The organism is Thioclava sp. GXIMD2076, assembly GCF_037949795.1.
In the GTDB taxonomy this organism is placed as follows: Bacteria; Pseudomonadota; Alphaproteobacteria; order Rhodobacterales; family Rhodobacteraceae; genus Thioclava; species Thioclava kandeliae.
This window is the reverse complement of the sequence record NZ_CP149934.1, coordinates 444,680-456,725: the sequence shown is the minus strand read 5'-3', so window position 1 is coordinate 456,725 and position 12,046 is coordinate 444,680. Positions and strand designations below refer to the sequence as shown.

Below are 12,046 nucleotides of genomic sequence, written 5' to 3'. Positions count from 1 at the left end.
TTTTCTCCCCCCCCCATGGAACGGGCCATGCGCTTCACATGGCCCGTTATGGCTCAGCTTTTGTTCTTCCATACCAGATCGTCCATCATCGCGGCAAAGCGCGCCGTGTCCAGATCCTCCTCCAGGGCATGCAGCATGAGCGCGGCCTGTGATTTCGGCGCAAGCCCGCCAATCGGAGGATTTCTGTCGAGATTGGTGGGGAAGGCATAGCCCTCGGCCGCGGCAGCCACCGCATTGCGGCGGATATCGGGGGCCATGCCCGAGAGTGCGGGATAGAGCGCGCGCACCATCGCGTCGCGATTGACGCTTTCCATCGCACGACCAAAGGCCGAGGAGATCTGGAACAGGTTCACGAGCCGGAACCTGTCTTCGGTCACATTGCGGCCCGCCCCGTGCATCACAGCCGGATTGAAGAAGACCGCATCGCCTTTCTTCAAGGGCAGCTGGACGTGATGCTGCGCGAAATAGTCCTGATAGGGGGCCTCGGTATAGGCCAGATAGCCCTCGAAGAAGAGCTGCGAGAAGGGCAGGAACAGGGTGGGCCCCGTCTCGAGCGGCATATCGCAATGCGCCAGCGCCCCCTGCAGCGTCAGCATCGGCGAGACGTGATGGATATGCGAGGGATAGTCCTCCATGCGCGAGGGCGTCATGAAACCCAGATGGTAATCGCGATGCGCCGTCTGCGCCGCCCCGCCCGGATTGACGCGGTTGACCTGCGCGGTCATCTGGTAATCGGGCCCGATCCATGCCAGCGCCGCCATGGCGAGCGCGCTCGCGCCGTAATAGCGGGCGAAATTCTCGGGGTCGGCAAGGCAGTGTTTCTCGAGGCTGTTCCAGATCCGGTCATTGGCGCCGGGTTTGGCGAAATGGTCGCCGCCGCCCATGGCCGCCGCCTTTTCGTGCGCGATGACCGCATCGAAAACGTCGCTCGCGCGGTCGATGACGGCGTGGTCGTGCACAGCCTGCCGGATCACGATGATCCCCGCCCCGTGTGCAAAGACCCGCGCCCATTCGGCCATCAGATCGCGTCCGGCATCGGTGCTGGTGGCGCAGGTCTCAACGAATGCGCCCTCATAGATCGGTATGTTGCAGACCACCTCGCTGGCACGGGGCACGGTGGCGGGATCGGTGCTCTGCTCGACCTGCGCCCTGAAGGTCGCGAAATCGGCATCCTTTGCGCTAATCCAGACGGGGGGTTGGCGGGTGGCGTGGTGAATGGTCATGGGGTCCTCCTCCTGATGGCCCCAGAGTGTCGTGCAAAAGGTGCAACGGGTAGTTGCCATTCACCTCAAAATCACCTCAAATCGGAAGATGGCCCATCGTTTTACCGTCAAGGAAATCGCGCTTCAGTCGGGGCTCAGCGCCGCCACCGTCGACCGTGCCCTGCATGGGCGGGCGCATCTGCGCGCGCAGACCGCGCAGCGGGTCGCGCAGGCCATCGAGGAGCTGGAGGCGCAGGCCCATGAGGCGCAGGCTCTGGGCACGCGGCTGACCATCGATATCGTGATGCAGGCGCCGCTGCGCTTTACCAATCCGGTGCGTGCGGCCTTCGAGAGCGAGCTGCCGCTGACCAAGCCTGCCGCCATCCGTGCGCGCTTCCATCTGGCCGAGGTGATGACCGAGCGCGAGATCCTCGCCAAGATCGCGGCCATCGCCAAGCGTGGCAGCCATGGGGTGATGGTGAAGCTACCGGCCACGCCTGCCATCGAGGCACAGCTGGATCTGTTGGCCGCCAAGCGCATTCCGGTGGTGAGCTATGTCACCGATCTCGCGCCCGCCCGCCGTCTGGCCTATGTGGGCATGGAGAATGGCCGCGCGGGAGCCAGGGCTGCGTGGTTGATGGCGAAGATGATGGGGCCGGGGCCCGCACGGGTGCTGATCTCGCAATCGAGCCAGATGTTCGAGGGCGAGGAAAGCCGCCGGACGGGGTTTCTGGCCTGTCTGGCGCAGATCGCGCCACAGATGCGCTGCGTCACGCTGTCGGACGGGCAGGGCGTCAACCGGACCACCAGGACGCTCGTGGCGCAGACGCTGGCCGCGCATCCCGACATTTCATGCGTCTATTCCACTGGCGGCGCCAACCGCGCGATACTGGAGGCGTTCGACGAGGCGGGGCGCAGTCCGCAGGTCTTTGCGGCGCATGATCTGGACCGTACCAACGAGACGCTCCTGCGTCAGGGTCGGTTGAGTTTCGTGCTCCATCACAACTTCCGTCTCGATGCGCGGCGGGTGGCACAGCATTTCGCCCGTCATCACCGGATCCTGCCGAAAGGTGTGGAGATCGAGGAGACGGCGATCCAGATCGCGCTGCCCAGCGATTATCTGGATCTCGGCGGGCCGGAGGTCAGCAGCTCTCGCTGATCATGATCCGGAAGGGCAGGGTGCGCTGGATCTGGCGTGCGTTGTCGGGCGCACGGATCGCCTCGTCCATCACATCGATCGAGGCATCGATCATATCCTGCACCGGATGGACCAGAAGCACATCGATCAGTCCGCGCCGAAGCGCGGAGCGCGAGCGCTCGGTCAGTTCGTTGGCGATGACGCGCAGGCGGGGGCCGCGCGGACCTGCCGCTTCAAGGGCGGCGATCACCCCGTCTATGCCGCCGCCTGTCACGAACAGACCGGTCAGATCGGCGCCATATTCTTCCAGCAACTCGGTCATGATGCGCTGTGCCATGCCGTCATTCTCCTGCGTCGAGCGGCTGTCGAGAATGCGATACTGTGCGGGTGCGCCGTTCAGGAAGGCGCGGAAACTGACATTCTGGGATTGCTGGCTGGTATAGCGATGCGAGCCGTCGAGCACCGCGATGGTGCCACCCTCGGGGGCAAGGAGCGACATGAACCATCCCGCGCTACGCCCCAGCTGCCATTCATTGGCTCCCACAAATCCCGCGCGTTCGGGCGCCGAGAGATCGGTGATCAGGGCAAAGACCGGAATGCCGCGGCTCGCAAGCTCGGAGATCGCCTCGCTGATCACCGGATCATCGACCGAGGCACAGGCGATGGCATCGCATTCTTGGGCCAGTTCCATCAGTGCCGAAACCATCAGGTCCGGGTCGGGCGAGGGCACATGACGCACCACAGCACGCATCCGTGGCTGACGCGCGACGCGGCGCAGGGCATGTTCGGCCAGATCGCGGTAGAAGCCCCGCTCGCGCGCGTTGAGGACGAACCCCAGAACGCGTGGCTCGGTGCCGTCATTGAGCTGCGTCCGGATCGCGCCGGTCGCATGGAAATTGATCCGTTCGGCGACAGCTAGAACATGTTCGACGGTGGTCGATTTCACCGACCCCCGACCGCTCAGGATCCGGTCAATGGTGGATTTACTGACATTCGACTCGCGTGCGAGATCTGCAATCGTTGCGCGTTTCATTGTGACTCGGCCATGTGATGGATCAATCGAGCAAGTAGTAAAAATACGCGCGATATGTCAATGTTTCGGCGACATCAGAATTGATAAGCTGCGTATACATCATTTTTCGCCTCAAAATGATGTGTCAGCGTTAGATGTTTAGATGGCCCGAAGAAGTGAAATGACGGCGGTATACAAAACTATACAGTTGAGACCTTGTTGAACGCTCTTCCGCTTTCTACAGAGCGGCCAAAGCTTGGATATCCGGTGTTGCGGGTCCAGTCGCCTGCACCACTTGTCTTCCCCACTGTCGGCTCCCCCCGACGGAAGCGCAAGCCCCTCATGGCTTTGGACCTCTGGCTCCGGTCTGCCACGCCAAAACCGCACCTCACGCCTGCGTGATCTTCGGTGAATGTGCGCTATCTGGCTTGAACGATGCAACCTATAACAGGAGCCAACCGAATGAATCGTCGTGAAGCGCTCTGGTCTCTTGGCGCACTGGCCGCCGGTACGACCACGGTTCTGGCAGGCAAATCCTCCGCTGCCGAACTCTCGGGCTTTCCCGCCCAGACTGCACAAAGTGCGGATCACCTGACGACGCCTGTGCGTCGCGGTGGTGCTATGCAGGTCCTTACGAATGAGACCGACCGCAAGACCGTCACTGCTGTCTTCGACCGCCTGATCCCCGCAGATGATAACGGCCCCTCGGCAAGCGACGCAGGTTGCGTTGATTTCCTGGATGCCCAGCTTGCAGGAGATTACGGTTCGGGCAAGGCACTCTATCTTCAGGGCCCGCTGCGCCCCGAGAACGAAGAGATGCTGATGGGCTCGCCGCAATTCCTGACCTCGCCCCGCGAGCGTTACGAGACGGGTCTGAAGGCACTCGAAGCCTATGCTCAGGCCAATGATAACGCAGCCTTCCATGCGCTCTCGCCCGACCGGATCGACGAGATCCTGAGCGGTCTGGAAGCCGGAGAGATCGATCTTGGCGATGACGTCAACGGTCAGGCTTTCTTCGAGCTGATGTTGCAGAACGCCCGCGAAGGCTATCTGGCGGACCCGATCTACGGTGGCAACAAGGACATGGCAGGCTGGAAGATGATCGGCTTCCCCGGCGCGCGCTATGACTACCGCCCCTATATCGACCGCCACAACGAGGATCTGGGGCTGACCACCGTCTCCCTGATCCCGTCGAACTGATCTCGGAAGGTATACTATTATGACGATTGAACGTCCTAAGGCCGATGTGGTCATCGTGGGCCTCGGCTGGGCAGGTTCGGTTATGGCCGAAGAGCTCACCCGCGCAGGTCTGAACGTGGTTGCCATCGAGCGTGGCGCATGGCGCGATACCTCGACCGACTTCCCTCCCGCCGTCGATCCTGACGAGCTGAAATGGCATACCCGCCGTTCCATGCTGCAGCCGATGAGCGTGGAAACCACCACCTTCCGCAACAACTCGGGCCAGACCGCGGCTCCGGTGCGTAACTGGAACGCCTACCAGTTCGGATGGAATGTCGGCGGTGCCGGCACCCACTGGGCAGGGATGTCCTGGCGCTTCACGCCGTGGGACTTCCAGGTCGCGACCCAGACCGCAGAGCGTTACGGTTCGGCCAAGCTGGAAAGCCTGCGCGCCGAGGGCCTGCACCTGCAGGACTGGGGTGTCACCTATGAGGATATGGAACCCTATTACGACCGTTTCGAGCGGATCGCGGGCACCTCGGGCAAGGCTGGCAATATCAAGGGCCAGAAATTCGAGGGTGGTAACGTCTTCGAAGGTCCGCGTTCGCGCGAGTATCCGACGCCTGCGCTGAAAGACAGCGCATGGATGGCAAAATACCGCGAGACCGTGAACGGCATGGGCTACCATCCCTTCACCATTCCCGCCGGTAACCTCAGCCAGGCCTATGTGAACCCGCTGGGCGTCACCATGGGGCCGTGCACCTATTGCGGCTTCTGCGACTTCCACGGCTGTGGCAACTTCTCGAAATCCTCGCCGCAGGCCTGTATCCTGCCGGTGCTGATGCGTCGTCCGAACTTCACCGTTCTGACCGAGACCGAAGTGCTGCATGGTGTGAAACACGAAGACGGCAAGACCCTGAAGGGCGTGAACTTCGTCACCCGCGAGGGCGAGGAAGGCTTCCAGGAGGCCGATATCGTGGTCTTCACCGCCTATCAGATGGACAACGTCCGCCTGATGCTGCTGAGCCAGGTCGGCACCCAATACGACCCCGAGACCCAGACGGGCACCATCGGTCGTAACTACAACTACCAGACCTGCGCTTCTGTCTCGGGCTTCTTCCCGGGCGCGAAAATGAACCCGTTTGTCGGTGCCGGTGCGCTTGGCGTGCAGATCGATGACTTCAACGGCGATAACTTCGACCATACCGGTCTGAACTTCATCGGCGGTGCGGGCATCATGGGCTATTCGACCGACGGGCGTCCGATCGCCAAGATGAACGGTCTGCGTCCCGGGTCCAAGCGTTGGGGTTCGGAGTGGAAAGAGGCCTATGCGCGCGACTATCAGGAAGCGGGCAACATCTTCGTTCAGGGCACCTCGCAATCGACCCGCGATGCCTATCTGTCGCTCGATCCGACCTATAAGGACCGTCATGGTCAGCCGCTTCTGCGCACGACCTTCGACTGGAACCGCAACGACCGTGACATGGCTGCCTATATGACCGCAAAGGCCAAGGAGATCATGATCGAGGCGGGTGCCGAAGGCATCTCGACCGATAACCAGGCGGCCGAAAGCTGGAATCCCTATAAGCAGCACAGCTCGCACACCATCGGTGGTGCGGTCATGGGTGCGGATCGCTCGACCTCGGCGCTCAACCCCTATCTGCAAAGCTGGGACTGCCATAACCTGTTCGTCGTCGGCGCCTCTGCCTTCCCGAACAATGGCGGCTACAACCCGACCGTGACCGTGGGTGCACTTGCCGTGCGTGCCGCACAGGCAATCCACGAGAAATATGTCAACAATCCCGCACCGCTGGTGGAGGGCTGATCCATGTCGAAATGCAAGAAAATTGGCGTCACGATTGGCGCGATCGTCGTGGTCGGCGCGGTAGTTGCAGGCGGTTGGGCGTATAATACGCTCAACACGCAGCGCTCCTCGGTGGCGGATGACAAAGTGGCACTGGCCGATTTCCATTCGGATGACAAAGACGCCATCACGCGTGGTGAGTATGTCATGCGTATGGGCGATTGCGCGGCCTGCCACACCAAAGGCCAGGGCGATTTCGCCGGTGGCTACAAGATCGAGACGCCCTTCGGCACGCTCGTCTCCTCGAACATCACCCCCGATGCCGATACCGGTATCGGCAAGATGACCGAGCGGGATTTCTTCAACGCCGTCCGTCAGGGCATCGGCTCGCACGGTCTCCTCTATCCGGCCATGCCCTATACCGCCTATGCCAAGCTGAGCGATGCGGACATGCATGATCTCTGGGCCTATATGTCCACGATCAAGCCGGTGAAGAATGATATCGACGAGAATGGCGGTATGAGCTTCCCGTTCAATATCCGCCTAGCGATGGCTGGCTGGGATATGCTGTTCTTCGACAATAACGGCTTCGAGCCGGATACGTCCAAGGACGAGGCATGGAACCGCGGCAAATACCTTGTGGATGGCCCCGGCCACTGCTCGGCCTGCCACAGCCCGCGTAACCTCCTGAGCGCCGAGAAATCGGACGAGTATCTCTGGGGTGCGCCGCTGGAAGGCTACCATGCAGCCGATCTGACCTCGAATGACGCGGTCGGCCTTGGGCAGCATTCGCCCGAGGAGATCGCCGAATATCTGCGCACGGGCATCAACAGCCTCGGGGCTGCCGGTGGTCCGATGGCCGAAGCGGTCGAGCATTCGCTGCAATACATGACCGAAGATGATGCGATGGCGATGGCCACCTATCTGAAATCGGTTCCGGCCTCGACCAACAAAGCCGCCGAACCGATGGATCTGGGCGATGCCAAATCCGCGTTGGCCGACACATATGAAGTCAACTGCTCGGCCTGCCATGGTCTTGACGGTGAAGGCATCGACGGGATGATCCCCGCCTTTGCAAGCAATACCGGCTTCCAGTCGGATGATGCGGCCAGCATGATCCACGCGATGCTGGTGGGGGCCCGCGCGCCCTATACCCAGTATCGTCAGACAGCGGCGGGCATGCCCTCCTTCGCGTGGAAGTTCAACGACCAGCAGATCGCGGATATCCTGAACTATGTCCGCAATAGCTGGGGCAATGGCGCCAAGCCCGTCTCGGTCGATCAGGTGACCGAGATGCGCAAGGAGCTGGATGCCGCCCAGCCGCGTCGCGCCAACTAAGCGACCAGCACCAGAACGTTGAAAGGCGCGGAGCATGTCTCCGCGCCTTTCTCATTGGTGCTCCGGCCTTCGCATAGATCTGGCCGATGGCCCCTATCGCGCGTCCTGATTGGCGCTGTGCCGCATTCCGTGTTTCCCTTTGGCGAAAGCTAGCGGAAAGGCGCGGATATGGATGGCAGGACACAGCTAGGCGGGATCGACAAGGAGCGCCTCTGGGCGGATCTGATGACCTTGGGTGCCATCGGTGGCACAGCGGCGGGTGGCTCGATGCGCGGTGCGCTCAGCTCGGCTGACCGCGAGGGGCGCGCACTCTTTGCCCATTGGGCAAGGGAGGCGGGGCTCGCGCTGCGTGTGGACCGGATCGGCAATATGTTTGCCCGCCGCGAGGGGCGCAATCCGCAGGCGGCCCCTGTCGTGATTGGCAGCCATCTCGACACCCAGCTTCCGGGGGGGAAGTTCGACGGGCCTCTGGGGGTGCTTGCGGGGCTTGCGGTGTGTCGTGCGCTCGATGCGGCAGGGACTGTCACGGCCCGCCCGATCGAGGTGGTGAACTGGACCAATGAGGAAGGCGCGCGGTTCCAGCCGGGCGTGATGGGATCGGCGGTCTATACCGGCGCGCTGGATCTGACGCAGGCGCTCTCGCGGACCGATCCGACGGGTGCGAGCGTTGAGGGCGAACTGGCACGGATCGGCGCGGCAGGCACGACCCCCGTGCCGGGCGCTGTGCCGCACAGCTATTTCGAGCTGCATATCGAGCAGGGGCCGGAGCTGGAAGAGGCGGGCCTCGACATCGCGATGGTCACGCGCTCCTCGGCCATGTGCTCGGGCTATGCCACGATCCGTGGCGAGAACGGCCATACCCAGACGCTAGCCATGTCCAAACGGCGTAATGCGCTGACCGCGGCAGCGAAGCTGGTGCTGGCGATTGATGCGATCGGTGCCAGTATCGAACCTCATGGGATGGTCAGCGCCTCGGTTATCGAGAACTGGCCCAATAACCGTGTGAATATCCCGCATCTGAGCAAGCTGTCATGGGCGATCGTGGGGTTTGATCCGGCAATCCGCGAGGCAACCGTTGCGCGGATCGAGGCCGCCTGCGCCGGGATCGCGACCGAGACGGGGCTGGTGATCGAACTGGATCACCGCCATTACCGCGAGCCCTGCCTCTTTGACGAGGCTCTGATCGGCAAGGGGCTGGCCGCCGCCGCGACCCGCGGATATGCCGCCACCCGGATGCCCACACTGACCGCCCATGATGCGCTGAGTTTCTGCGCGCTTTGCCCGACCGCGCTGGTCTTTGTGCCCTGCAGGGGCGGGATCTCGCATAGCGAGGCCGAATGGTGCAGCCCCGATCAGGCGGCGAAGGGGGCGGATATCCTGCTGGATCTGGTGCAGGAGGCGGCTGAGTCCGAGTGATGGATTAAGCGCAGTCAGCCCCGAGCGCTGCCTCTTCGTTAAGCAGATCCGTTTTCGGCGCTGATTGCCCTCGGGTTGTATACAGGATCCCCTTGACCGGAGTGCCGCTCTTTGGCGCCCTTGAGCATATTGCAGGCTCTGGTGCTACCGCGCCGGAGCAGAAGGGGATTTTCCGGATGAAAGATATCGGCTTTTCGCATCTCGACTGGAACCTGCTGCGCAGTTTCGTCACCATCGCGCAATCCAGTTCGATTACCGATGCCGCGCAGCGGCTGTGCCTGACCCAGCCCGCCGTCTCGGGCAGCCTCAAGCGGCTCGAGGAACAGGTGGGCTACCGGCTGATCGAGCGGTCCTCGACCATGTTCGAGCTGACCGAGGCCGGCCGTGCGCTATTGGGCGAGGCGCTCGAGATCACAGCCACCGTCTCGCGGCTGCCTGCCTCTCTGGGCGAGGCCGAGAAAGTGCTGAGTGGAGACGCGACCATCGTTCTGGCCTCGCATGTGGAAAGCCCCGATTTCGATGCAGCCCTGGCAACCTTCCATCAGCGCCACCCTCAAGTGCGGCTGACGCTTCAGGTCGAGGCCTCGCGCGAGGGGCTGGCCATGGTCGCGGCCAAACGCGCTGATATGGGCGTTTGTGTCGTGGGTGATAGTAATAATATGCAGCTCGATTATACATTGCTCTTTCAGGAACATTTCGGGCTCTATTGCGGTCCGACCCATCCGCTTTTCGGGCGCGAGGGCCTGTCGGTCAGCGATCTCGAGGGGTTTTCCTCGGTGGGCTATCTTGCCGAAAGCAGCAACCGTGCGCTCCACGAACTGACGGCGCTGCGCCAGCGCTGCGGGCTCAACCTCGATCTGGTAGGGCGCTCGCATAATCTCGAGGAGATCAAGCGCATGGTGATTGCGGGCTTCGGTATCGGCCCGTTGCCCGTGCATGTGGTCGAGCGCGACTGCGCGGCAGGCAGGCTCTGGCGGCTGCCGCCCTATGAAAGCACCCCGCAGGCGGGGGTCTATTTTGTAACACAGCCAGCCCCGCTGCGTTCACGCATCGCCGAGGAATTGCACCGCATCTTCACCGAACAGGTCGAGACCCGTCCTCCCGAGGATCGTGTCTATGGCCGTTCCGTCCTGTGATCGGGGCCTTTTACGACCGGCCCATAACCGCATCCGATCCCCCATAGCGCAGACTAATGGGACGGATCGCCCGATATAATTCGACAACGCGGATGGGCCATCGCAAGCTTTCTTCCAGGGTGACGCCCATCGCCCTGACAGCAATTCGGGAATGACCCTCGGGGACAGGTGCGTATGTGCCGCCCCTATTTAAGGCCGGACCACACGGCCATATCAACAGGAAGGTCCAAACCATGATTTATTCTACTGCGCTCCGCCGAGGAGCGTTGGCGCTATTGCTTTGCCTGAGCGCCGGTGTTGCTACCGCGCAGGATACCCCCGTCGAGGGTGGACGTCTCGATCTGGTCGTGCAGCCCGAACCGCCCAGCCTCTTTATCGGCATTACTACCAATGGTCCGAGCCTTCTGGTGGCGGGTTCGATCTATGAAGGCCTCTTGCGTTATAATGACAAACTCGAGCCGATGCCCTCTCTGGCCGAGAGCTGGGAGGTCTCCGATGACGCGTTGACCTATACGTTCCATCTGCGTCAGGGCGTGAAATTCTCGGATGGCGAACCCTTCTCGTCGAAGGACGCGATGTTCACCTTCACCAAGCTTCTCCCCGAGACCAACCCGAAATGGCGCGAGGTCATGCGCCATGTCGAGACTATCGATGCTCCCGATGACCATACGGTGGTCTTCAAGCTGAATGCGCCCTATGGTCCGTTCATACGGTCCTTCGCCTATACGCTGGCGCCGATGATCCCTGCCCATCTCTACGAGGGCACCGATTTCGCCAAGAACCCCAATAACGACAACCCCGTGGGCACCGGTCCGTTCGAGCTGAAGGAATGGAAAAAGGGCGCCTATATCGATCTGGTGAAAAACCCCGATTACTGGGCGGCGGGCAAGCCGCATCTGGATGAGGTCGTCTATCACGTTGTCCCCGATGCCGCCTCGCGTGCGACGGCCTTCGAGACCCGCACCGTTTCGGTCCTGCCGGGGGGCTCGGTGGAAAACTTCGACATTCCGCGTCTGGCCAAGGAAGAGGGCGTGTGCACCACCGAGAAGGGGTGGGAATATAACGCGCCCATGTCCTTCCTGTGGCTCAATAATCGAACCGCGCCGATGGATAACGTGAAGTTCCGTCAGGCGGTCATGTATGCGCTCAACCGCCCCCTGATGCAGAAAGTCGTCTGGAACGGCTATGGCAAGGTGGCCAGCGGCCCGATCACCTCGACGATCCCCTTCTATGACAAGGTCGATCCGCAATATGACTACGATCCGAAAAAGGCCAAAGAGCTCCTGAAGGAGATCGGCTATGACGGCAAGCCGCTGCGCCTGTTGCCGCTGCCTTACGGTGAGACGTGGCAACGCTGGGCCGAGGTGGTGAAACAGAACCTCTCGGCGGTCGGTATTCCGGTCGAGATCGAATCCACCGATGTGGCGGGCTGGAACCAGAAGACCTCGCAATGGGATTACGATATCGCCTTTACCTATCTCTACGAGAATGGCGATCCGGCTCTGGGGGTTGCGCGTAACTACATCACGAGCCAGATCACAAAGGGCAATCCCTTTGCCAATGTCGAGGGCTATTCCAATGCCGATATCGACAAATGGTTCGATGAGGCGGCGGTCGCGGCAAGTGACGACGAGCGTCAGGCGCTTTACACCAAGATCCAGACCAAGCTGCAGGAAGATGTGCCGGTGGCATGGCTGCAGGAGCTCAGCTTCCCCACGCTTTATGATTGCAAGGTCCATGATCTGGTGAATACCGGCCTCGGTATCGGCAATTCGCTGGGCGATACCTGGATCGAGAAGTAACGCATTTTCCGGGCGCCGC

At 61.8% G+C, this 12,046-nt stretch carries 9 protein-coding genes; 7 read left to right on the top strand and 2 right to left on the bottom strand.

Translation table 11 applies throughout. The features are described 5' to 3' along the window. Window positions 1-53: 53 nt before the first annotated feature. Entirely contained in the window at window positions 54-1,223 is a 1,170-nt protein-coding gene (locus WDB91_RS19080) for a phytanoyl-CoA dioxygenase family protein (protein ID WP_339115250.1), read from the bottom strand. An 88-nt stretch (window positions 1,224-1,311) separates the two neighbouring features. On the opposite strand from WDB91_RS19080, the gene WDB91_RS19075 reads away from it, so the two are divergent. Next, complete coding sequence (locus WDB91_RS19075) at window positions 1,312-2,361, top strand: LacI family DNA-binding transcriptional regulator (RefSeq protein WP_339115249.1); 1,050 nt, start codon at window positions 1,312-1,314, stop codon at window positions 2,359-2,361. Here WDB91_RS19075 and WDB91_RS19070 read toward each other — a convergent pair. After that, window positions 2,345-3,373: a LacI family DNA-binding transcriptional regulator gene (locus WDB91_RS19070; RefSeq protein ID WP_339115248.1), complete on the bottom strand. Its 1,029-nt coding sequence runs from the start codon at window positions 3,371-3,373 to the stop codon at window positions 2,345-2,347. The two genes, WDB91_RS19075 and WDB91_RS19070, sit on opposite strands and share 17 nt — an antisense overlap. 441 nt (window positions 3,374-3,814) lie before the next feature. Between WDB91_RS19070 and WDB91_RS19065 the strand changes: the two genes are divergently transcribed. The 6 genes from WDB91_RS19065 to WDB91_RS19040 all read left to right on the top strand — a co-directional run bounded on the left by WDB91_RS19065 (window position 3,815) and on the right by WDB91_RS19040 (window position 12,027). Then, the gene (locus WDB91_RS19065; RefSeq protein ID WP_339115247.1) at window positions 3,815-4,552 is read left to right on the top strand and encodes a gluconate 2-dehydrogenase subunit 3 family protein; all 738 of its coding nucleotides are present in this window, start codon (window positions 3,815-3,817) and stop codon (window positions 4,550-4,552) included. A gap of 19 nt (window positions 4,553-4,571) precedes the next feature. After that, complete coding sequence (locus WDB91_RS19060; protein ID WP_339115246.1) at window positions 4,572-6,356, top strand: GMC family oxidoreductase; 1,785 nt, start codon at window positions 4,572-4,574, stop codon at window positions 6,354-6,356. 3 nt (window positions 6,357-6,359) lie between these two features. After that, entirely contained in the window at window positions 6,360-7,673 is a 1,314-nt protein-coding gene (locus WDB91_RS19055) for a c-type cytochrome (RefSeq protein WP_339115245.1), read from the top strand. A gap of 168 nt (window positions 7,674-7,841) precedes the next feature. Continuing rightward, window positions 7,842-9,089: a Zn-dependent hydrolase gene (locus tag WDB91_RS19050; RefSeq protein WP_339115244.1), complete on the top strand. Its 1,248-nt coding sequence runs from the start codon at window positions 7,842-7,844 to the stop codon at window positions 9,087-9,089. Between the two features lie 176 nt (window positions 9,090-9,265). Next, window positions 9,266-10,225, top strand: coding sequence for a LysR family transcriptional regulator (locus WDB91_RS19045; RefSeq protein ID WP_339115243.1), 960 nt, complete (start codon window positions 9,266-9,268; stop codon window positions 10,223-10,225). A 233-nt stretch (window positions 10,226-10,458) separates the two neighbouring features. Further along, on the top strand, window positions 10,459-12,027 hold the full coding sequence (locus WDB91_RS19040) for an ABC transporter substrate-binding protein (protein ID WP_339115242.1): 1,569 nt from the start codon (window positions 10,459-10,461) through the stop codon (window positions 12,025-12,027). Window positions 12,028-12,046 lie beyond the last annotated feature (19 nt).